This window comes from Burkholderia sp. ZZQ-2 (assembly GCF_050768715.1).
Taxonomy (GTDB): domain Bacteria; phylum Pseudomonadota; class Gammaproteobacteria; order Burkholderiales; family Burkholderiaceae; genus Burkholderia; species Burkholderia cepacia.
The window spans coordinates 1-20,187 of record NZ_LDVA01000110.1 but is presented as its reverse complement, the minus strand read 5'-3'; the positions used below and the strand labels follow the sequence as shown (position 1 = coordinate 20,187).

20 protein-coding genes are annotated in these 20,187 nt (G+C 65.4%); 8 read left to right on the top strand and 12 right to left on the bottom strand.

Going from position 1 to position 20,187, the window contains the following annotated elements:
• Positions 1 to 22: 22 nt before the first annotated feature.
• The gene (locus tag ABY44_RS05780) at positions 23 to 460 is read right to left on the bottom strand and encodes a hypothetical protein (protein WP_226190934.1); all 438 of its coding nucleotides are present in this window, start codon (positions 458 to 460) and stop codon (positions 23 to 25) included.
• 271 nt (positions 461 to 731) lie between these two features.
• On the opposite strand from ABY44_RS05780, the gene ABY44_RS05775 reads away from it, so the two are divergent.
• The 3 genes from ABY44_RS05775 to ABY44_RS05765 are packed head-to-tail and all read left to right on the top strand — an operon-like array spanning position 732 to position 2,745.
• Entirely contained in the window at positions 732 to 1,394 is a 663-nt protein-coding gene (locus ABY44_RS05775) for a LemA family protein (RefSeq protein WP_226113416.1), read from the top strand.
• Positions 1,391 to 2,245: a TPM domain-containing protein gene (locus ABY44_RS05770; protein WP_060171560.1), complete on the top strand. Its 855-nt coding sequence runs from the start codon at positions 1,391 to 1,393 to the stop codon at positions 2,243 to 2,245. Before ABY44_RS05775 ends, ABY44_RS05770 begins: the two co-directional genes overlap by 4 nt.
• Before the next feature lie 2 nt (positions 2,246 to 2,247).
• Positions 2,248 to 2,745, top strand: coding sequence for a TPM domain-containing protein (locus tag ABY44_RS05765; protein ID WP_060171557.1), 498 nt, complete (start codon positions 2,248 to 2,250; stop codon positions 2,743 to 2,745).
• Positions 2,746 to 2,964: 219 nt separating this feature from the next.
• Here the strand turns inward: ABY44_RS05765 and glmS are convergent, their stop codons facing one another.
• Positions 2,965 to 4,794: a glutamine--fructose-6-phosphate transaminase (isomerizing) gene (gene glmS / locus ABY44_RS05760; protein ID WP_060171555.1), complete on the bottom strand. Its 1,830-nt coding sequence runs from the start codon at positions 4,792 to 4,794 to the stop codon at positions 2,965 to 2,967.
• Positions 4,795 to 4,950: 156 nt separating this feature from the next.
• On the opposite strand from glmS, the gene ABY44_RS05755 reads away from it, so the two are divergent.
• Positions 4,951 to 5,442 (top strand): Lrp/AsnC family transcriptional regulator, encoded by a 492-nt coding sequence (locus ABY44_RS05755; RefSeq protein ID WP_021160045.1) that lies wholly within the window; start codon positions 4,951 to 4,953, stop codon positions 5,440 to 5,442.
• A gap of 36 nt (positions 5,443 to 5,478) precedes the next feature.
• On the opposite strand, the gene panB is transcribed toward ABY44_RS05755, so the two are convergent.
• Complete coding sequence (panB, locus tag ABY44_RS05750; protein WP_060171553.1) at positions 5,479 to 6,336, bottom strand: 3-methyl-2-oxobutanoate hydroxymethyltransferase; 858 nt, start codon at positions 6,334 to 6,336, stop codon at positions 5,479 to 5,481.
• A 77-nt stretch (positions 6,337 to 6,413) separates the two neighbouring features.
• On the opposite strand from panB, the gene ABY44_RS05745 reads away from it, so the two are divergent.
• A complete protein-coding gene (locus ABY44_RS05745) occupies positions 6,414 to 7,232 on the top strand; it encodes an AraC family transcriptional regulator (protein ID WP_060171551.1) in 819 nt (272 codons plus the stop codon).
• Positions 7,233 to 7,251: 19 nt separating this feature from the next.
• Here the strand turns inward: ABY44_RS05745 and ABY44_RS05740 are convergent, their stop codons facing one another.
• The 3 genes from ABY44_RS05740 to ABY44_RS05730 all read right to left on the bottom strand — a co-directional run bounded on the left by ABY44_RS05740 (position 7,252) and on the right by ABY44_RS05730 (position 9,155).
• Positions 7,252 to 7,785 (bottom strand): methylated-DNA--[protein]-cysteine S-methyltransferase, encoded by a 534-nt coding sequence (locus ABY44_RS05740; RefSeq protein ID WP_060171549.1) that lies wholly within the window; start codon positions 7,783 to 7,785, stop codon positions 7,252 to 7,254.
• A gap of 50 nt (positions 7,786 to 7,835) precedes the next feature.
• The gene (locus ABY44_RS05735) at positions 7,836 to 8,561 is read right to left on the bottom strand and encodes a hypothetical protein (RefSeq protein WP_060171547.1); all 726 of its coding nucleotides are present in this window, start codon (positions 8,559 to 8,561) and stop codon (positions 7,836 to 7,838) included.
• 108 nt (positions 8,562 to 8,669) lie between these two features.
• Positions 8,670 to 9,155, bottom strand: coding sequence for a hypothetical protein (locus tag ABY44_RS05730; RefSeq protein WP_431640945.1), 486 nt, complete (start codon positions 9,153 to 9,155; stop codon positions 8,670 to 8,672).
• Here ABY44_RS05730 and ABY44_RS05725 point away from each other — a divergent pair.
• A complete protein-coding gene (locus ABY44_RS05725; RefSeq protein ID WP_060171724.1) occupies positions 9,154 to 10,446 on the top strand; it encodes an MFS transporter in 1,293 nt (430 codons plus the stop codon). The two genes, ABY44_RS05730 and ABY44_RS05725, sit on opposite strands and share 2 nt — an antisense overlap.
• A gap of 100 nt (positions 10,447 to 10,546) precedes the next feature.
• Here the strand turns inward: ABY44_RS05725 and ABY44_RS05720 are convergent, their stop codons facing one another.
• On the bottom strand, positions 10,547 to 11,650 hold the full coding sequence (locus tag ABY44_RS05720) for a LacI family DNA-binding transcriptional regulator (protein ID WP_027789782.1): 1,104 nt from the start codon (positions 11,648 to 11,650) through the stop codon (positions 10,547 to 10,549).
• 82 nt (positions 11,651 to 11,732) lie between these two features.
• On the opposite strand from ABY44_RS05720, the gene ABY44_RS05715 reads away from it, so the two are divergent.
• Positions 11,733 to 12,569 (top strand): NAD-dependent epimerase/dehydratase family protein, encoded by an 837-nt coding sequence (locus ABY44_RS05715; protein ID WP_060171545.1) that lies wholly within the window; start codon positions 11,733 to 11,735, stop codon positions 12,567 to 12,569.
• Between the two features lie 28 nt (positions 12,570 to 12,597).
• On the opposite strand, the gene ABY44_RS05710 is transcribed toward ABY44_RS05715, so the two are convergent.
• The 3 genes from ABY44_RS05710 to ABY44_RS05700 all read right to left on the bottom strand — a co-directional run bounded on the left by ABY44_RS05710 (position 12,598) and on the right by ABY44_RS05700 (position 14,400).
• Complete coding sequence (locus tag ABY44_RS05710; protein WP_060171544.1) at positions 12,598 to 12,918, bottom strand: DUF1330 domain-containing protein; 321 nt, start codon at positions 12,916 to 12,918, stop codon at positions 12,598 to 12,600.
• 212 nt (positions 12,919 to 13,130) lie between these two features.
• Complete coding sequence (locus ABY44_RS05705; RefSeq protein WP_060171542.1) at positions 13,131 to 13,829, bottom strand: hypothetical protein; 699 nt, start codon at positions 13,827 to 13,829, stop codon at positions 13,131 to 13,133.
• Between the two features lie 106 nt (positions 13,830 to 13,935).
• Positions 13,936 to 14,400, bottom strand: coding sequence for a MerR family transcriptional regulator (locus ABY44_RS05700; RefSeq protein ID WP_060171540.1), 465 nt, complete (start codon positions 14,398 to 14,400; stop codon positions 13,936 to 13,938).
• 77 nt (positions 14,401 to 14,477) lie between these two features.
• Here ABY44_RS05700 and ABY44_RS05695 point away from each other — a divergent pair, with 77 nt between their 5' ends.
• Complete coding sequence (locus ABY44_RS05695) at positions 14,478 to 15,719, top strand: NADH:flavin oxidoreductase/NADH oxidase family protein (protein ID WP_060171538.1); 1,242 nt, start codon at positions 14,478 to 14,480, stop codon at positions 15,717 to 15,719.
• Between the two features lie 40 nt (positions 15,720 to 15,759).
• Here the strand turns inward: ABY44_RS05695 and ABY44_RS05690 are convergent, their stop codons facing one another.
• Together ABY44_RS05690 and ABY44_RS05685 are read right to left on the bottom strand one after the other, a co-directional pair.
• Entirely contained in the window at positions 15,760 to 17,877 is a 2,118-nt protein-coding gene (locus ABY44_RS05690; RefSeq protein WP_081072727.1) for a TonB-dependent receptor, read from the bottom strand.
• A 50-nt stretch (positions 17,878 to 17,927) separates the two neighbouring features.
• The gene (locus ABY44_RS05685; protein WP_060171536.1) at positions 17,928 to 20,039 is read right to left on the bottom strand and encodes a TonB-dependent receptor family protein; all 2,112 of its coding nucleotides are present in this window, start codon (positions 20,037 to 20,039) and stop codon (positions 17,928 to 17,930) included.
• Positions 20,040 to 20,187: the final 148 nt, after the last annotated feature.

The window sequence follows — 20,187 nt, the reverse complement described above, 5'->3', positions numbered from 1 at the left end:
GGCTGCCTCCTGTTTCGTATCGTCACTTCTCCGCCGGATGCTCCCGAGCAGCCTGACGGTCCATCATTGCCTGCATCATCATTTGCATCATGTCCATGCGCATTTCCATACTGCCCTGCCGCGACGACATCGGCATACCGGACGAGTGAGCGCCCATCATTTCCATCATGCCCATGCCGTTTTGCATGACTTTCATTTGCTCGTCCATCAGGGCAGCGCGCTCTTCAGGCGTCTTCGCGTTCATCATCTTTTCGTGCATGGCGCGCATGGCCTGCATTTGGTCGTCCGCCTCGCGGTTTGACTTGCCCGGCGCTTTTGCTGCCGCCTTATTCGGATGATGGGCGTCGTGAGCTGCACTGTCGCCGGCCACCGGCGTACCGGCGATTGCAACGGCACTGGCCATGCCGAGCGCCGTAATTGCGATTGCGAGTTTTCGCGGGAATGCCATCTTGTTCTCCATGAGCATGGTTCTCGAGAGCCGGTCGAGCCCTGAAGCCACTCTATGCTGACGCCCCTTCGATGGCTTGATGTGGCTCAACGAACCACGTGCCGAATTGTTCATACGTAGCAAGCCCCCGGAGCCGACACGCGACCGAGGTGGTACGTCGTTCCCGGCGCGCTCGACAGTGCAGCGTTGACGTGCGTCAACCCTGCGACCGTCCGGCTACTTACGATAGGCAGTGCACCGGTGAGCGGCGCAATGCCGGGGAATATCGGACAGAGGCGCGTGCATGTTGACAAACTCAGCAGCAATCTCCGCACGGCGCCGTCTGGCCCGTGCACTTCTGACGGGCGCGTTGGCGCTGAGCGTGCTGTCGCTCTCAGGGTGTGGCTATAACGCCATCCAGAGCGAAGACGAGCAGGTGAAGGCCAGTTGGTCGGAAGTTCTAAATCAATATCAACGGCGTGCTGACCTGGTTCCCAATCTCGTCAGCACGGTGAAGGGGTATGCGAATCAGGAAAAGGAAGTGCTCGTAAGCGTGACGGAGGCCCGGGCCCAAGTCGGCTCGATTCGCGCCACGCCGGAAATCATTGCCGACCCGCAGGCGTTTGCAAAGTTTGAAGCGGCGCAGGGGCAGCTCACGTCGTCTCTGTCGCGTCTGCTCGTGGTATCGGAGAACTATCCGCAATTGAAGTCGGACGCGAACTTCCGGGATCTTCAGGCGCAGCTCGAGGGTACGGAAAATCGCATTGCCGTAGCCCGAAACCGATACATTCGGTCCGTCCAGGCGTACAACACGACGATACGATCGTTCCCGGAAAATTTGACTGCGAAGGCATTTGGCTATCTGGAGCGCCCCAACTTCTCGGTGAGCAACGAAGCCGAGATTTCGAAACCGCCTCGGGTCGACTTCGGCTCGACGCCGGCATCTGCGGGCAAGGCCTCCAATTGAACATGTTCCGACTGGCGATGGCCTTCGCCTTGGCCCTCTTCGTCTTGGGAGGACCGTGCGCCCGCGCGGACGCCGTTATCCCGCCGCTCACATCGAGAGTCACCGATGTGACTGGAACGCTGACCGGTGACCAGTTGGTCAGCCTCGAGACGATGTTGAGAGCGTTCGAGGCGAAACGGGGAACGCAGATTTCTGTTCTCATCGTTTCGACCACGGAGCCCGAAACCATCGAACAGTATTCGATGCGAGTCGTCGAGCAATGGAAGCTTGGGCGCAAGAACATCGACGACGGTGTGTTGCTGATTGTCGCCAAGAACGACCGAGCGCTTCGAATCGAGGTCGGGTACGGCCTCGAAGGCGTGCTCACCGATGCGACGAGCAGTCGCATCATCAACGAGGCGATAGTTCCGCGTTTCCGAAACGGGGACTTCTACGGTGGCATCACGGCTGGCCTCGACGCCATCATGCGCGTAACCAGCGGCGAACCGTTATCTCCGCCGCAGCGGCGAGCTCTGTCAGGCGACGGCGCCGGGCGGTTGCTTCCCGTCCTCTTCCTCCTGACGGTCATGGCAGGCGGGCTGCTGCGCGCCATGTTTGGCCGACTGCCAGGCGCCGTCGTGACAGGCGGCGTCGTTGGCGTACTCGCATGGATTTTGTCGCAGGCGCTTCTTGTCGCCATCGCGGCGGGCTTGATGGCGCTGCTCTTCACGCTGCTGGGCGGCGGTACGAGAGCCGCTGGCGGGCGCTTCATCGGCGGCAGCGGTGGGCGTTTCGGTCGTGATTCGAATCGCGACATCTTTCGCGGAGGCGGTGGGGGCTTCGGCGGCGGCGGCGCATCGGGACGGTGGTGAGCATGGACCTGAAACGTCTGTTCCGGCATCTTTTCGCGACCCACTGGCGGGTCGACAAGGCATTTCCCCGTCAGACGCTAATCTCGATCGAAGAGGCTGTCCGTGCAAGTCATCGCGCGCATGTCGGTCAAGTCAGGTTTGCTGTAGAGGGGGCGCTGCACATCGGAGCCTTGCTGAGAGGCATCTCTGCGAGGGACCGTGCCATCGAGGTTTTCTCGGACCTGCGGGTCTGGGACACCGAGCACAACAACGGCATTCTCATCTATCTGCTTCTTGCGGACCGGGACGTCGAAATTGTCGTCGACCGGGGCATACACGCCAGGGTGGACAGCCGCGAATGGGAGGCGATTTGCCAGGCCATGGAAGCTCATTTCCAGCAAGGCGATTATCGGTCCGGTGTGCTGCACGGTATCGAGCAAGTCACAGTACTGCTGCAAACGCACTTTCCGCTTCAAGACCCGCGACGCGATGACCTCTCGAGTGCCCCCGCCGTGATATGAGTTCCGAAGCTCGACATTAGGTGGGCAGTGCCTGAGCAGGCACATTGCCGTCGTCCGGATGAGACCGTGGACGGTTATTTCGTCGGTAGAAGCGAGCGCCGGCAAGCACGCTCGCGTGTCGACATCGGCTTGGCGCGGCGGCACAAAAGACCCTCGTAACCAAACCTGAATCGGGTGTCTGTAACTGAAATTAATGCACCTCAGCACACCCGCCCCCCCTCACTCCACCGTCACCGACTTAGCCAGATTCCTCGGCTTATCGATATCCGTCCCCCGCGCCAACGCCGCGTGATACGCCAGCAGTTGCATCGGCACCGTATGCAGAATCGGCGAAAGCGGCCCGTAGTATTCATTGAGCCGAATGACCTCGATCCCGTCGCCCGGCACCAACCCGCAGTCCACATCAGAGAACACAAAAAGACGGCCATTTCGCGCACTGACCTCATGCATGTTCGACCGGAGTTTCTCGAGCAGCATGTCGTTCGGCGCCACTGCAATCACCGGCATCTCGTTGCTGACGAGCGCCAGCGGCCCGTGCTTCAGCTCCCCGGCCGGATAAGCCTCCGCATGAATATAAGAAATCTCCTTCATCTTCAGCGCGCCCTCGAGCGCGATCGGATAATGCATCCCGCGCCCGAGAAACAGCATGTTGTCGCGTCTCGCGAGCAGTTCCGACCACGCCATGATCTGCGGTTCCAGCGCGAGCACTTTCGACATCGCATCGGGCAGATGCCGCAGCGCCCGCAGATGTTCCTTCTCCGCGTCGTCGCTCAATCGCCCACGCATTTGCGCAAGCGATAGCGTGAGCAGAAACAGCGCGACGAGCTGCGTCGTAAATGCCTTCGTCGAAGCCACCCCGATCTCGACTCCCGCGCGCGTGACGAACTGCAGCGCGCATTCCCGCATCAACGCGCTCGTCGCAACGTTGCAGATCGCGAGCGTATGCATCATCCCGCTTTGCTTCGCGACATGCACGGCGCCGAGCACGTCGGCCGTCTCGCCGCTTTGCGACACCGCGACGACGAGCGTGCGCGGGTTCGGCACACTGTCGCGATAGCGAAACTCGCTCGCAATTTCCACGCTGGCCGGCAGCTTCGCGATGCTCTCGATCCAATACTTCGCCGTGAGCGCCGCGTGATAACTCCCGCCACATGCGAGCAACAACACCGAATCGACGTCGTTGAAAACCCGCCACGCACCGTCGCCGAACAGCTCCGGCATGATCGAAGACACATCGAGCAGCGTATCGGCCACCGCCTGCGGCTGCTCGAAGATCTCCTTCTGCATGTAGTAGCGATACGACCCGAGATCGGCCGCGCCGCTATGCGCGGCGACCCGCTGCACCGCGCGCTCGACGCGCTGGCCGGCGGCATCGACGATCCAGTAGCGATGCAGCTGGATATCGGCAACGTCGCCGTTCTCGAGGTACGCGATCCGATCGGTGATCCCCGACAGCGCAATCGCGTCGGACGCCAGAAAATTCTCGCCCTCACCGACGCCGACGACGAGCGGCATCCCGTCGCGCGCGCCGACGATCCGGTGCGGCTCGTCGCGGCACATCACCGCGATCGCATAGCTGCCGCGCAGTCGCGCGACCGCGCGCCGTACCGCATCGAACAGATCGCCGTCGTACAGGTGGTCGACCAGGTGCGCGATCGCCTCGCTGTCGGTCTGGCTCGCGAACACGTAGCCTTGCGCCTGCAGTTCGGCGCGCAGTTGATCGCAGTTTTCGATGATCCCGTTATGCGACAGCGCGATGCGCGCGTTCGCGTCGCTCGGCGAAAAGTGAGGATGCGCGTTGAGCGTGACGGGCGCGCCATGCGTGGCCCAGCGCGTGTGCGCGATGCCGGTGTAGCCCGACAGCGCTTGCCCGGCGATCTCGCGCTGCAGGTTCGCGACGCGGTCGACGCTGCGGGCGCGCGCCAGCGCCCGGTCGCGGTAGACCACCACGCCGCATGAATCGTAACCGCGGTATTCGAGCCGTTTCAGGCCGTCGACCAGGTTCGGCAGGATGTCCCGCTGGGCGACCGCCCCGACAATTCCACACATATCGCGCTCCGTAAATGTCCTGTCTGGATCAGTGAGAGCGATGGTAGAGGCCGTCTGATGGAATTAAATTTCAAAATACAAGAACAAATGAAATGGATGGTTGATCGTCTATCATGTTGAAATTAAATTTCACGCCCTGACCGGAAGGAGCCGCCGATGGCCGGCATCACCCTCGACGATCTCGACCTGCGCATTCTCGCGATCCTGCAGGACGACGCGTCGGTGTCGAACCTGCAACTCGCCGAGCGCGCGCTGTCGTCGCCGCCCACCTGCATGCGCCGCGTGCGGCGGCTGACGGAGGCGGGCGTGATCCGTCGGCAGGTCGCGGTGCTCGACCCGGTGGCGATCGGCACGGCCGTCACCGCGCTGATCGAGATCAGTCTCGACCGGCAGACGGCGGAAGACTACGACGCGTTCGAAGCGTACGTATGCGCGGAGCCGGCTGTCACGCAGTGCTACCGCGTGTCGCCGGGGCCCGATTTCGTCGTGGTGGCCGATCTGGCCGACGTCGCCGAATACGACGAATTCGCGCGCCGGCTGTTCACCGGTGCATCGAACGTCCGCAACGTGCGGACGTTCTTCTCGACACATCGCGCGAAATTCGAGGCGAACGCGCGGGTCACGCATGCGATGCGCAAGCGCGCGTGAAGCGATCGCAAGGTTCACGATGCGCCGGCGATGCGATTACGCGGCCGCGTCGGCCGTTTCGATCAGTTGCAGCGGCTTGCCATACCCGAAGCAATGCGCGGGCTCCGGGAACACATGCTGCCGCACGTCGTGCGCGTACTGGCGGATCGCGTCGCGCATCACGGCGTTCGCATCGGCGTAACGCTTCACGAAGCGCGGCGTGTACGCATCGAAAGCGCCGATCATGTCCTCGGTCACGAGCACCTGCCCGTCGCACGCCGGCGATGCGCCGATGCCGATCGTCGGGATCGTCAGCGTTTCGGTCAGGTGGCGTGCGAGCGCTTCGGCGGTGCCTTCGATGACGACGCCGAACGCGCCGGCCCGTTCGGCCGAGCACGCGGCGTCGAACACCTGCGCGGCCGAGCGCGGGTCCATCCCCTGCGCGCGGAAGCCGCCCGTCGCGTTGGCCTGCTGCGGCATGAGGCCGACGTGCGCCATCACCGGGATGCCGCGCTCGGTCAGGAAGCGGATCGTGTCGGCCATCTCGCTGCCGCCCTCGAGCTTCACGGCCTGCGCGCCGGTTTCGGCGAGCAGGCGCGCGGCGGAGCGATACGCTTGCGCAGGCGATTCCTGATAAGTCGAGAACGGCAGGTCGACGACGACGCACGCCTGCGCGGCGCCGCGTACGACGGCCGCGCCATGTGCAATCATCATGTCGAGCGTGACGCGCAGCGTATCGGGCATCCCGTACAGCACCATGCCGACGGAGTCGCCGACGATGATCACGTCGGCCACTTCGTCGACGAGTTTCGCCATCGGCGCGGAGTAGGCGGTCAGCGAGACGAGGCTGCCGACGCCCTTGGTCGAACGGATCGCGGTGACGGTCTTGCGGGTGGTGCGGGTATGAGCGCTCATGGGCTGAAGCCGTGTGAAAGAAGAGCCCCCACGGTAGCATCGCGCTCGTTCGTGCAATGACCTTCGGAGGACGTCTTATGTTGCTGGCGGGACAATCGGGTGACCCTTACGCGGTGCCGCCGATGGCGCGCCTGCCGAGGCCGCTGTATGTGCGTGCGTTCGAGATTCCCGGCAACGCGAGCGTCGACGCGCACAGTCATCCGTGGGCGCAGCTGATGTATGCGACGAGCGGCGTGCTCGAGGTGTCGACGCCGTCGGGCCGGCAGCTGCTGCCGCCGCACTATGCGATGTGGATACCGCCGCGCGTGCCGCATGCGGTGTCGACGCGCGATTGTGTCGCGTTCCACAGCCTGTATCTCGACGCGGCGATCGCGCGCGACGACGTGCACGACGATTGCGCGATCCTCTGCATGACGCCGCTGCTGCGCGAGCTGGTGATCGCCACGGCCGAATTGCCGGTGAATTACGACGAAACGGGGCCGGACGGCGCGCTCGTCTGCCTGATCGCCGACCGGATCGCACGGATGCGGGCGGCGCCGCTGACGGTGCCGCTGCCGCGCGATCCGCGTCTGCTGAAAATCGCGCGTGCGTTGCATGCGTATCCGGGCGATACGCGCAATCTCGACGAATGGGGGCATCAGGTCGGTGCGACGCGACGGACGCTGTCGCGGCTGTTCCGGCAGGACACGGGGTTGTCGTTCACCGAATGGCGGCAGGCGGTGCGGCTGCTGGCGTCGCTGCCGCTGCTCGATGCGGGCGAGCCGATCGGCGCGGTGGCCGCGCAACTGGGCTACGACTCGACGTCGTCGTTCATCGCGCTGTTCCAGGCGAAATTCCGCGTGACGCCCGGCGCATATGCGAAGCGTGAAGCGCGCCGGCCCGTGCTGAGCGCGTGACGCGGCGGCCCGCCCTCGCTCAGAACGCGAGCGCCTGCTGCGCCGGATGGCGGGCGCCGCGCTCGAATCCCGCGCCTTCGAGCGACAGCAGCGCACGCTTGCGGTCGATCCCGCCCGCATAACCGGTCAGGCTGCCCGATGCGCCGACCACGCGATGGCACGGCACCATGATCGACACCGGGTTCCGCCCGACCGCGCCGCCTACGGCGCGCGCGCCGCTCATCGGCAACCCGACGCGCTCGGTGATGTCGCCATACGTCACGAGTTCGCCGAACGGAATCGCGAGCAGTTCCTTCCATACACGTCGCTGAAACGCGGTGCCGCGCAGTTGAATCGGCACCGAGAACGTTTCGCGCGTGCCGGTGAAATACTCGGCGATTTCTTCCGCGACCTTGCGCGCGATCGGTGGCGTCGCGAGCGCGTCCGCTTCGGTCACGATCGCAACCGGCGGGAAGTATTTCTGGCCGACGAAGTAGAGGCCCGTCAGCGCATCGTCCTCGATACGTAGCGCGATGTCGCCCAGCGGGCTCGGAATCAGGTGAGCGGGAGTCATCGCAACATCTCTCCGTGAAGGGGCCGCATATGCCGTCGTTGTATCCGTGGTTAGAGCGAGAGCAGGCCAAGGCTTGCCGCTGCGAAAAGTATAAAGGTCAGGCCGACGAAGGCTTTTCGCGGCGCGATCGTATGAATCAGTCTCGCCGCCGCAACGGGCAGCAAGATCAGCGCAGCGGAGAGAAATGCAGCCGGTGCGGCAACTAACCACGTGATTACGTAGTAAATGAGAAAGAATGCCGCGAAGACAAGGGAAAGGCTCCCGCCAATTGCAATTGGATTGGTCAATTGCGGAACATGGAAACCGGAGATGGTGGCAATTTTATAGAGCGGCTGCGAAAGGATTGCCATAAACGGAGTGCCGAGGAACACGTCCGATGCGCCTAGAACGATCGGTCCGAATATCATCAGACCTACCTGAGGTCTTATTCCCGTGATTGCACTCTTGTGATCCACGCACCACTTTATTGAAAACCAGCCGAACATGCTGAGCATGCCGATGGTCGACAGATAACCGGCCAACATTCGATTGGGGCCGATCATCCTGGGCAGGATGAAAAATAACGCAATCGATGCTATTGATATATAGCGGTATACCTTTCTCAAGGAATTCAAGCCCTCGATTACTTTGATATCCTTCAGGCGATTATTGAAGCTCCCGTAGCCATTCTCGAGATGCGCGACGAAATCATTGATTTTCGGATTTTGGCGCGCCATGTCCCCCGCCCAATAGAAGCCAATGAGGATTTGCAGGCAGGTGCAAAGGATTTTGAGCATGACGACAGTTTTGTGTTGTTGTGACGTTTCGAGGTCGGGCTTTGTGACGAGTGTACTGGATTGTTTGACGGCCTTGTATTGACTGACAGGGCGCATTGGTAGTGGCCGTCATCGTAACGATTCGCGAAATTGTGCTCTACGGCACGCATGCGGCGTGTGAAGCATCTGGCCGCGTGCATCGCGCGCTGTACTCAAGCGTGCCTCCATTGGCGGGACGGCAGTTGAAATTTGTTCCGAGCGCGAGGCGGGTTCGGTGCCCGGCGCGTGGAACCTGTAGGGCTGTGTTTTCCGGCGCGACGTCGTGATCTCCTGACCCCGTGCGGCGGCGTCCGGCTTTATGTTGCCTCCCAGAAAACGGTTAATGCCCAGCCACGAAACAGTCGTCTCTTTTGCCGCGACCAATTTGAGATGACTCATCGAAATCCCCGACTGACAGGGCGCCGGCTGACGACCTATCCTTTGAAAAACGTTTTCCAGATTGATCGGCGGATTCGGCCGTGCGCGACAGCGCGCCGCCGTCCGCCCCGGCGCCGGTCGCCGGTCAACGAATACCGTGCGGCGCGACGGGCGCGGCCGCGCATCGGAGACATTCATGCAATCTGCCGTCGTCGGCGCCGTGCGCGCGGCCGCCAGCCGCTACCGCTGGACCGTCTGTGCGCTGCTGTTTTTCGCGACCGTGATCAACTACATGGACCGGCAGATCCTCGGCCTGCTCGCACCGATGCTCCAGCACGACATCGGCTGGACCCAGGTGCAGTACGGCCGCATCGTGATGGCGTTTTCCGCGTTCTACGCCCTCGGCCTGCTCGGCTTCGGGCGGATCGTCGACTGGCTCGGCACGCGCGTCTCGTACGCGGTCGCGATGCTGGTGTGGAGCATCGCCGCGATGCTGCACGCGGCGGTCGGCTCGGTCATGGGCTTCGCGTTCGTGCGTGCGTTGCTCGGGATCGGCGAGGGCGGCAACTTCCCGGCCGCGATCAAGACGACGGCCGAATGGTTTCCGCGCCGCGAACGTGCGCTCGCCACCGGCATCTTCAACTCGGGCGCGAACATCGGCGCGGTGTTCGCGCCGGCGATCATCCCGGCCATCGCGGTGGCCTACGGCTGGCGTGCGGCGTTCGTGATCATCGGCGCGATCGGCATCGTGTGGCTCGCGGTGTGGCTCGTGCTCTATCGCCAGGCCGATACGCGCGCGCTCGCCGCGGAATACGACGAGCCGCGCGACGAAGCGGAAGCGCTCGACGCGGCGAACGCGAACGCCGGCGCGCCGCGCTGGGGCGAACTGATCCGCAAGCGCGAAACGTGGGCGTTCCTGATCGGCAAGTTCCTGACCGACCCGGTGTGGTGGTTCTACCTGTTCTGGCTGCCGAAGTGGCTCAACGAATCGCGCGGGATGGACATGCAGCACATCGGCCTGCCGCTCGTCTGCATCTATGCGTTGACGACGGTTGGCAGCATCGGTGGCGGCTGGCTGTCGTCGATGCTGCTGCGCGCGGGCTGGAGCGTGAACCGCGCGCGCAAGACGGCGATGCTGATCTGCGCGTGCTGCGTGTTGCCGATCGCGTTCGTGTCGCAGGTGCAGAGCCTGTGGGTCGCGGTGCTGATCGTCGGCCTCGCCGCCGCCGCGCACCAGGGCTGGTCGGCGAACCTGTTCACGACGGCGTCCGACCTGTTTCCGCGCCGCGCGGTTGCATCGGTGGTCGGGATCGGCGGGATGGCCGGTTCGATCGGCGGCGTGCTGTTCTCGGAAGTGATCGGCCAGGTGCTGCAGCGCACGGGCCACTACTGGGTGCTGTTCGCGATCGGTGCGTCGGCCTACCTGCTCGCGCTGGCCGTGATGCACATGCTCACGCCGAGGATGAAGCCGGCGCAACTCGACGCGTAAAGGCGTGATCGCGTAGTCACGTAGTCACGTCATCGCATGTCCGCAAACGAACGCGCCGCCCTTGGGCGGCGCGTTTTTTTGGAGGCGCGGGGCAGGGCGCTCAACCGGCCGCGGCCGTCGACGCGCGCATGATCAGCCGCGGCTCGAACGTCGAATAACTCGCGTCGGTGCGCCCCGCGAGCGCGTCGATCAGCTTCTGCATCGCGAGCTCACCCATGTTCTCGCTCTGGATGTCGACGGTCGTCAGCGCGGGCGCCGCGTATTCGCCGTACGGCACGTTGTCGATGCCCGCGACCGACACGTCCTGCGGCAGCCGGAAGCCGAGCGACGCGGCTTCCTTCATGAAGCCGAGCGCGATCAGGTCGTTGTAGCAGATCACGGCTTGCGGACGCTGCGGCCCGAGCATCACGCGCGAACACGCGCGCTCGCCGGCCTCGGCGGTCGGCGCATGCGCATCGTGCACGTCGAGCGTGAGCCCGGCTTCGGCGAGGCAGTCGCGCGCGCCCTGGATCCGCTCGTCGTTCACGCGCGCGGTGCCGAAGCCGAGATACGCGATGCGCGTGTGGCCGAGATTGAGCAGATGGCGCGCGAGCATGTAGGTCGACAGCCGGTTGTCGATGCCGACGCTCGGAATCGGCAGGCCGGGGCTGCGGCGCAGCAGCACGAGCGGCTTGTTGAGGTCGAGCATCCAGCCGGCTTCGTCGTCGGGCATCCGCGTGCTGACGATCAGCCCGTCGACGCGCTGCGCGAGCGCCTCGATCAGCGAGCGCTCGCGTGCCTGGCTCTCCTCGGTATCGACGAGCAGCAGCGTGTAGTCGTGCTGCAGCGCGACGCGGTTCGCCCCCTTCACCACGTTCGTGAAGTGCGGGTTGCTGATGTCGAGGATCACGAGGCCGATGGTGCGCGTGCGGCCGGTAATCATCGAGCGCGCGAGCGGGTTCGAACGGTAGCCGAGCCGGTCGATCGCCTCCTTGAGCCGGGCTTCGACGGTCGGCGAAAAGCGCTGCGTGCCGTTCACGTACTTCGATACCGTCGCGACCGACACGCCGGCTTCCGCCGCCACGTCGCGGATCGTCGGGGAAACTTTTTTCATGCGGAGGGTAACGTTTTCGTTCGATAACGCCGGATTGTGGCAGAAAACGGGGCCGTGCGGCCACGCGCCGATATCGGGAAAATGCGGATGGCTGCGAGCGGGTTCGGCCATTGACGTTCGGTCGCGCTCCCGCGTATAGTTGGAAAACGTTTTCCGATTCAGTCAGATTTCAGGTCAGATTCAAGGAGATTCGATGAACGCCTCATCCACCGGCGCGCGCAAACCGTTCGGGCGCCTGCTGCTGACGGGCGCGGCCGGCAACCTCGGCCGCCAGTTGCGCGGCGCGCTCGCCGACTGGGCCGACGTCGTGCGCGTCAGCGACATCGCGACGCTCGGCGATGCGGCCGCGCATGAAGAAACCCGCGTCGTCGACCTGGCCGATCGCCCGGCCGTGATGCAGCTCGTCGACGGCGTGGACGCGATCGTCCACCTCGGCGGCATTTCGGTCGATGCGCCGTTCGACGATCTCGTCGGTGCGAACATCACCGGCACGTACAACCTGTACGAAGCCGCGCGCAAGCATGGCGTGAAGCGCGTCGTGTTCGCGAGCTCGAATCATGCGATCGGTTTCCATCCGGTCACGGAAGTGCTCGATGCCGATTCGCCGCTGCGCCCCGACAGCCTGTATGGCGTGACGAAGTGCTTCGGCGAATCGCTGTCGCGCTATTACTTCGACCGCTTCGGGATCGAGACGGTATGCCTGCGGATCGGCTCGTCGTTCGAAGTACCGAAGAATCCGCGCATGCTGGTGACGTTCCTCAGCTATCGCGACTTCATCGAGCTCGTGCGCTGCTCGCTGCTGACGAACCGCGTCGGGCATGCGATCGTGTACGGCGCGTCGGACAATCCGGTGAAGTGGTGGGACAACACGAAGGTCGGCTTCCTCGGCTTCCGCCCGCGCGACAGTTCGGAGCAGTTCGCCGGGTTGTTCCCGGTGGCGGCGCCGACCGCCGATTACGACGATCCCGCCCAGCGTTTCCAGGGCGGCGGGTTCGTCGTCGGCGAGCCGATGGAGCGCAACGCGTCGTAAGCGCCGCCGGCGTCGCTGCTGCCGCGGCTCAGCGGAGGATGTCGGTCGCGCGGTGCCGCGCGTCGACGCCGTCGATCAGGATCAGCGGGCCGCTCGCGTGACGTGCGCGCAGCGGCTGGATCTGGCGGTACGCATCCGATTCGTACCATGCACGCGCGGTGGCGAGATCGGGGAACGCGATCGCGACCAGGTCGCCGCGCCACACGCCTTCGCGTATCTCCGGCCGTGCGCCGTGAATCACGAAATGACAGTCATACGGCGCGAGCGTGCCGTCGATGCGTTCGAGGTACTCGACGATGTCGTCGCACATCTCGACGTCGTGCAGGTGGGCGATGGCGTAGGCGGTCATGGCGGGCTCCGTGGCGTGAGGTGAGTCGATGGAGCCATGATCGCGGCGCGGGCCGCGCGCGTCGATTACCTGCGACGTAAGGAAATCCGCGCGGCCGCTAACGATGGCGCGTGCCGGCAGGCACGCCGCCCGTGTGGTGTGGCAGCATCCGCGCATATCGCTTGCCCGCAAGCAAGCACGCCCGCATCGTCAGCCGCGCAGCTATGCAGCCGTCAATGCTGCTTGCTGCAAGCCGGATCGGTTCCGCGCCGCTCGGCCGAATCACACCAGTAACCCGGCCGCCACGCTTCGAACGTGACGGCTTTCGCCGCGTTGGCGCGCGTGACGCGCACCGGGTCGGCTTTCAGCGCATCGCCGTTCGGGTCGTCGTTGAGCCGCCAGTTCCGCATGACTTCGCGATGGAACACCCACGTGCGGTGCGCGGCGTCGTAGCGAAACGTCACGCGGTCGCGCCAGTGGCTCGGCCCCGCGAATACGCCCTGTTCGACCGTGAAGGTGCGGGGTTCGATCGTGAGCGCGTTCTCGGCGACGCCATCGAGATACGGGTCGCCCATCCCGCCTTCGTCGGCTTTCATGATCACGGTGTCGTTGCGCGCCGCGAGCCGGTAGTGCCCGTCCTTGCCCGGCAGGAAGATCATCAGCGGACGCAGCGATGCGTTGCGCATCGAATCGTCGGGCTGGTGCGCGACGACGACATAGCCGATGCGGGGGCTGTCGGTCAGGCGCCCCGACGCGGCATCCAGCGCTTCGTAGCCGGCGGGAAGCTGCGCGACGATGTCGTCCGGAAGATCGGCTGTATCCGGGCAACGGATCGAAGAAGGCGTGTCGCCGCACGTCGCGGCGTAGGTGCCGCCGATGCCGAACGTCAGCAGCGCGGCGACGAGGAATCCGGTGATGCGGGAGATCGTCATGCGGATCGGGTCTGGAGGTCGCGCCGCGAAAGCCGGCGCACACGCGCCGACTCGTCTCGCCGCAGCGCGGGTTGATTGTTCGTCGGGGGGGGCGCAGTGTAACCGGTCATGCGCGCTTGCGCGTCGGCCTCGGGACCGGCACGGACGCGGGCGCCGGCGGTGCGTCGGCCTGCGCGCACAGCCGGTCGAGCATCCGTTGCGCGGTGCCCGCGCAATCCTCGCCCGCCGGCTTGTTCTCGATCTCGTCGATCAGTGTCTCTAGATGTTGCCGGTTCTGCGCGAGACGCTGTTCGAGCAGCACGATTTCGTCGACCTTGTGGCGCAGCGCGACGAGCAGTTCGTCGCGCGGCCACGCGCCGAGATCGGGCGGCAGCAGCGCGCGGATTTCGTCGAGCGCAAAACCCGCGCGCTGCGCGCGGTCGATGATCGCGAGCCGCGTCAACGCTTCCGACCCGTATTCCCGATAACCGTTTGCCTGGCGTCGGGCCGGTTCGAGCAGGCCGCTCGCTTCGTAGAAGCGGATGCGCGACGCCGCGATGCCGCTGGCGCGTGCCAGTTCGCCGATTTTCATGCGGTGCTCCGAGGGGGCTTGACCTTGAAGTTGACTTTAAAGTTATCGTTGGGCATCGTCAATCGAGGGTGCCCTCCATGAACCTGTTTACGCCGCTGACACTGCCCAACGGGGCGGTGATTCCGAACCGTCTGGCCAAGGCCGCGATGGAAGAGAACATGGCCGATGCGAACCACGCGCCATCCGACGCATTGCTGCGCCTGTACCAGGCGTGGGCCGACGGCGAGGTCGGCCTGATCCTGACCGGCAACGTGATGGTGGACGGCCGCGCGATGACGGGGCCGAACGGGGTCGTGCTCGAGAGCGACGCGCATCTCGGCCGCTTCCGTCGCTGGGCGGAGGTGGCGCGCTCGGGCGGCGCGCACGCATGGATGCAGATCAATCACCCGGGGCGCCAGATGCAGGCGGCGCTCGGCCAGACGACGCTCGCGCCGTCGGCCGTGCCGCTCGAGCTCGGTGCGCTGTCGAAGCAGTTCCCGGTGCCGAAGGAGATGACGCAAGCCGATATCGACGATGTGCAGCGGCGCTTCGTGCGCGCCGCGCAACTTGCGCAGCAGTGCGGCTTCACCGGCGTGGAGATTCACGCGGCGCACGGCTATCTGCTGAGCCAGTTCCTGTCGCCGCTGACGAATCGCCGGCAGGACCGGTGGGGCGGCAGCATCGAGAATCGCGCACGCCTGCTGCTCGATATCGTGCGGGACGTGCGTGCGACGGTGCCGCCGGAATTTGCAGTCGCGGTCAAGCTGAACTCGGCCGATTTCCAGCGCGGCGGCTTCAGCGCCGACGATGCGAAGCGCGTGGTCGAACTGCTGAATCCGCTGGGCGTCGATCTCGTCGAACTGTCGGGCGGCAGCTATGAAGTGCCGGCGATGCAGGGCGAGGCGCGCGACGGGCGCACGCTGGCCCGCGAAGCGTATTTCCTCGAATTCGCGCGCGACATCACGGCGGTCGCGCAGATGCCGCTGATGGTCACGGGCGGCATCCGGCGCCGCGCGGTGGCCGAGCAGGTGGTGGACAGCGGCGTGGCGATGGTCGGCATCGCGACCGCTTTGTCGATCGACCCGAACCTGCCGCGCGACTGGCGGGCCGGCAAGGACAGCGCGCCGGTGCTGCAGCCGATCCGGTGGAAGAACAAGGCACTGGGTGCGCTGGCCAACATGGCCGTCGTCAAGTTCCAGCTGACGCGGCTCAGCGAAGGCCGGCGCACGCACCCGCAGGTGTCGCCGCTGCGCGCGCTGGTCAGGCAGCAACTGGCCGCGCAGTGCCAGACGCGGCGCTACCGCAAGTGGATGGCGGGGCGCGCGGCAGGCACGCGGTGATGTGCGCCGCCGTGCCTGTGCCGGCGGCACGCGCGCCGCGTCAGAACCGGTAGTTCGCCAGCACTTCGAGCCGCCGGTCGTTGCCGAGCAGGTACTGCGTCTCGTTGTAGTACGCGGACTGCACGAAGCGGCGATTGAACACGTTGTACGCGCGCGCCGTGATCGTCGTGTCCTTGCGCGGCTTCCACGCGAGGCCGAGGTCGACCGTGGTGTACGACGGCATCACGAGCTGGTTCGCGGTATCGGCGAAGCGCTTGCCGACGTACTTGACGCCCGCGATGCCCGTCCAGTCCGGCGCGAAGCGCCAGCTCACCCACAGGTTCGCGAGCCGCTGCGGCACCGACACCGGCACGTTGCCCGCGCGCGAGACCGTCGCGCCGCCGGACGTCTGCTGGAAGTCGTCGTATTTCGCGCGCAGGATCGACACGTTCGCGTCGACGCGCCAGTCCTTCGCGATCTCCGCGCCGACCGTCGCCTCGAGCCCGCGCGACGACTGCCGGCCGACCTGGATCGACTGGTTCGGGTTCAGCGGATCGGCCGTCAGCAGATTGCTCTTGACGATCCGGTATGCCGCGAGCGTCCATTCCGCCTTGCCGTCCAGGAACGACTGCTTCACGCCGATTTCGATCTGCCGGCCGGTCGCGAGCGTGAAGTTCGCCTTCGACGCATTCAGCGACAGCAGCGAGCTGATCGGGTCGGCCGCGACCGAATACTGGCCGTACACGGCGAAGCCGGGCTGCACGTCGTACACGGTGCCGATGCGCCAGCCCGTGTTCGCGAACACCTTCGTGAACGCGCCGCCGTTCACGAGATCGTCGCGATTCACGCTCGCGTGGTCGTAGCGCAGCCCGCCGATCACCGACCAGCGCGGCGTGATTGCCAGCCGGTTCTCGGCGAACAGTGCGTACTGGTTCGCCTGGCTGCGGTACTTCGGATAGGTGCCGGCCGTGTTGATGAAGCTGCCCGGATCGAAGTTGAACGGGTCGACCGTCGACGTGCCCGAATAGGGCGCGTTGTTGTCGTGCTGGAACGTCGTGTGATTGAACTCGACACCCGTCGAGAACGTGTTGCGCATGCCGAGCAGCGCGGTGGTCACGGTGGCCGCCGTCACGTTCCCGTACTGCTCCTGGTCGTGGAAGATTTCCGTGTAGCTGCTGCGCCGGACCTGTGCGGTCGACGGCAGGTACGTGTAGTACTCCGCATCCTTCCAGTGACGGTTGCTTTTCATTCGATACAGCGTGCTCGTCACGTTCAGGCTGTCGCTCGGCTGCCAGTTCGCCGATACCGTCGCCCAGCTGTCGCGGAACGCGATGTCGCTGTCGCCGACGTTGTAGTTCTTCTTGTCGAGCGCACGATCGCGCGCGCCGTTGACGAGCGGCACGCCGAAATACTGCATCGGATGCTGGAAGCCCTGCGCATACGACGCCGTCACGTACAGGTCGGACGTCACGTCGTAGCGCAGCGCACCGGAGATCGACAGGTTGCGGGAGGTGCCGCGGTCCACCCAGTTCGACGAGCGGTTGCCGCTGATGTCGAAGCGGTACGACAGCTTTTCGTTGATCGCGCCGCCGCTGCCGAACGCGACCCGCGCCGTGCCCTCGGTGCCGCTGCCCGCCTGCAGCTCGTTGCGGATCGGGCCGCGCGTCGGCTTCTTCGGGACGATGTTGACGACACCGCCGATCGCCCCTTCGCCGTAGATCACCGAAGCCGGGCCGCGCAGCACGTCGATATGGTCGACCGACCACGTATCGAACGGAAAGGTGATGCCGATCGCGCCGTACGGGCGCACGCCGTCATAGAGCTGCGTGACCGACGACGCGCCGACGAAGCCGCGCGCGCCGAGCTCCGAGCCGCCGTTGCCGGGATGCGGCGATGCGCTGATGCCGGCGGCGCGGCTCACCGCGTCGACGATCGAACTGTCGCCGCGCGTGTCGAGCGTCTTGCGATCGATCTGTTCGACGCTCGCGGGCGTTTCGAGCGACGACAGGCCGAGACGGCTGCCGGTGTCGAGCGGTTGCGTGAGCGGTGTTGCCTTCTGTGCGTTGACGCGAATCGGTGCAAGCGTGGCGCCGGCGTTCGCGGCGTCGCTTTCCTGCGCCTGCCCGACCGGTGCGAAGGCCGCGAGCAAGGCGGCGGGCAGCATCGAACTGAACTTCATGTTTCGGTTTCCTTTGAATCTGTGTAACGAGCCATGCCGCAGGCGGCGCATCAGAACGCGTACCGCATGCCGGCGAACACGCTGCGTCCTTCGCCCGGATAGAAGATCGCGGTGTTCGCGGTGCGCGCATCCGCGACGGTGCTGATGTCGCTGACGTAGCGCTTGTTGGTCAGGTTGCGCGCGTCGACGAACAGCGACAGTCCGTTGCGGAAGTCGTAGCCGGCCTGCAGCCCGAGCAGCGCGTAGCTCGGCACGCGCAACGTGTTCGCATCGTCGGCCCACGCGCCCGACGGCACCCAGTCGAGCGTGGCCGCGATGTGGAAGCCGCTCGGGCGCGCGTACCCCAGCGTCGCACGCAGCACGTTCAGCGGCACGCCCGCGATCCGGTTGTTGCCGTACTGCGGGTCGTTCTTGAAGCGGAAGTCGTTCAGGTTCCAGATGCCGGACAGCGTGACCTTGTCGCCCGCGCCGCGGCCGGTGACGTTGCGCAACAGTTCGACCGACGCACCGGCCTCGATCCCCTGCAGCACCGTCTTGTTCGCATTGAACGTCGCCGCCGGCACGTCCGGGTTCGTCGTGTACTGCAGCAACTGGTCGCGCACGAGCGAGCGATAGGCGGTCACGTCCCAGCTCACGCGCTCGCGCGAGCCGCGCGTGCCGAATTCGATCGTCCATGCGTGCTGCGCCGCGAGCGGCGTGAAGCGCGTCGTGTTCGAGAAGGTCTGCGTGAGGTCGGTGAAGTCGGGCACGTCCTGGCTGCGCGTGATGTCGACGTAGGCCTGGGTGTTCGCGTCCGGCTGCCACAGCAGCCCGAGCTTCGGATTGACGCCGCTGTAGCTCGCATTCGTCGAGCGGTAGTTCGGGTCGCGCGGCAGCCCGCCGTTGTCGATGTACTCGCGCACCGAGTGCAGCGCCTTCACGCCCGTCATCAGCGCGACGGTCGGCATGAAGAACAGCCGGTTCTCGACGTACGCTTCATAGTTGAACGCCGTCTGCGTCGAGTCGAGCGTCTGCGCGCCCTTGTTGCCGTTGACGTTCACGTACTGGTTCGCCTGCGTGCGGCCGCCGAAGAAGCGCGCGCCGACGATCAGGTCGTTGCGCATCCCGCCGAGCATCAGGCGGCCGATGTAGCGCGGCGCGAAACCGTAGGTCCAGCCGTCCTGGTCGAGCGCCTGGAAGATCGGGTGATAGAGGCTCTTGTGAATCGCCCACGTGTCGAATTGCAGTTCGCCCGAATCGAGCTTCACCGTCGTGCGGTTGGCGATTCGCTCGGTGCGCGTGTTGCGTGCCTGATCGCCCGATATCGCGTTCGGCGCTGCCCTGGTCGGATTGTTCAGCGCGTCGGACAGCGACAGCGTGCCCGGCAGCAGCTGGTCGACGACGTACACGCCGACGTAGAAGCGCGTTTCGACGGCCGGGCTGAACCGGTAGCCGACGTTCGCATTGAACTGCTCGTATTGCCCCTTCGCGTGATCGCGATAACCGTCCGAATGATTGACGCTGAAGTTCGCGAGGAAGTCGAGCGGGCCGATCACGCGCGAGATCTGCGCGCTCGTGCGCACCGTGCCGTAGCTGCCGCCTTCCACGCGCACGATGTTCGGCGCGTCGGCGGTGTGGGCGGTCGGCGTGACGAAGTCGATCGCGCCGCCGAGGGTCGATGCGCCGTACGCGAGGCCGTTGCCACCCTTGTAGACCTGCACCGCCTGCAGCGCGAGCGGATCGATCTGGTAGTAGTCGCCGCTGCCGTCCGCGAGGTTGGTCGGGATGCCGTCCTGCAGGATCTCGAGGCCGCGCGTGTGATACGAGCGGGCAATCCCCGAGCCGCGGATCGACAGGCGCAACTCCTGGCCGTAGCGGTTCTCGACGAACACGCCGGGCACATCCTTCAGCACGTCGCGCAGCGTGAAGGCGTATGTGTTCTGGTAGCTGTCGGCATCGACGAAGCCCACCGAGCCGACCGTCTGGTCGAGCGTGCGCTTCAGGTCGACGGTCGATTTCGACGTCAGCGAGTCCGCCGCGCGAGTCGCGTTGACGTTGATCGCGGGCAGCGTCGATGCGGTCGGCGCGTCGGTCGGCGCGGCGCCTTGTGCGCATGCGGCTGACGCGGAGAGCACGGAGATCGCGCCGGACAGCGCGACGGCAATACGGGTCAAGGGAAACATGTCGTTGTACGTATGGTTGGGGTGACGATGATGAAACGGACACGATGCGCACTATGCGCGGCGCCGGCCGCCGCGCGTGGTCACGCGCGCGGGCTCGGCATCGGACACCGGCAGGGCGGGCAGGCGAAGCGGACGGCGCCGCGCGATG

Bases quoted from the DNA above. Each gene is read 5' to 3' on its own strand.
- ABY44_RS05775 (WP_226113416.1), top strand. From the start codon at position 732: ATGTTGACAAACTCAGCAGCAATCTCCGCACGGCGCCGTCTGGCCCGT.
- ABY44_RS05705 (WP_060171542.1), bottom strand. From the start codon at position 13,829: ATGACGATCTCCCGCATCACCGGATTCCTCGTCGCCGCGCTGCTGACG.
- ABY44_RS05710 (WP_060171544.1), bottom strand. From the start codon at position 12,918: ATGACCGCCTACGCCATCGCCCACCTGCACGACGTCGAGATGTGCGAC.
- ABY44_RS05780 (WP_226190934.1), bottom strand. From the start codon at position 460: ATGGAGAACAAGATGGCATTCCCGCGAAAACTCGCAATCGCAATTACG.
- ABY44_RS05725 (WP_060171724.1), top strand. From the start codon at position 9,154: ATGCAATCTGCCGTCGTCGGCGCCGTGCGCGCGGCCGCCAGCCGCTAC.
- ABY44_RS05695 (WP_060171538.1), top strand. From the start codon at position 14,478: ATGAACCTGTTTACGCCGCTGACACTGCCCAACGGGGCGGTGATTCCG.
- glmS (WP_060171555.1), bottom strand. From the start codon at position 4,794: ATGTGTGGAATTGTCGGGGCGGTCGCCCAGCGGGACATCCTGCCGAAC.
- ABY44_RS05690 (WP_081072727.1), bottom strand. From the start codon at position 17,877: ATGAAGTTCAGTTCGATGCTGCCCGCCGCCTTGCTCGCGGCCTTCGCA.
- ABY44_RS05740 (WP_060171549.1), bottom strand. From the start codon at position 7,785: ATGACTCCCGCTCACCTGATTCCGAGCCCGCTGGGCGACATCGCGCTA.
- panB (WP_060171553.1), bottom strand. From the start codon at position 6,336: ATGAGCGCTCATACCCGCACCACCCGCAAGACCGTCACCGCGATCCGT.
- ABY44_RS05765 (WP_060171557.1), top strand. From the start codon at position 2,248: ATGGACCTGAAACGTCTGTTCCGGCATCTTTTCGCGACCCACTGGCGG.
- ABY44_RS05745 (WP_060171551.1), top strand. From the start codon at position 6,414: ATGTTGCTGGCGGGACAATCGGGTGACCCTTACGCGGTGCCGCCGATG.
- ABY44_RS05715 (WP_060171545.1), top strand. From the start codon at position 11,733: ATGAACGCCTCATCCACCGGCGCGCGCAAACCGTTCGGGCGCCTGCTG.
- ABY44_RS05700 (WP_060171540.1), bottom strand. From the start codon at position 14,400: ATGAAAATCGGCGAACTGGCACGCGCCAGCGGCATCGCGGCGTCGCGC.
- ABY44_RS05730 (WP_431640945.1), bottom strand. From the start codon at position 9,155: ATGAATGTCTCCGATGCGCGGCCGCGCCCGTCGCGCCGCACGGTATTC.
- ABY44_RS05720 (WP_027789782.1), bottom strand. From the start codon at position 11,650: ATGGCCGAACCCGCTCGCAGCCATCCGCATTTTCCCGATATCGGCGCG.
- ABY44_RS05735 (WP_060171547.1), bottom strand. From the start codon at position 8,561: ATGCTCAAAATCCTTTGCACCTGCCTGCAAATCCTCATTGGCTTCTAT.
- ABY44_RS05685 (WP_060171536.1), bottom strand. From the start codon at position 20,039: ATGTTTCCCTTGACCCGTATTGCCGTCGCGCTGTCCGGCGCGATCTCC.
- ABY44_RS05755 (WP_021160045.1), top strand. From the start codon at position 4,951: ATGGCCGGCATCACCCTCGACGATCTCGACCTGCGCATTCTCGCGATC.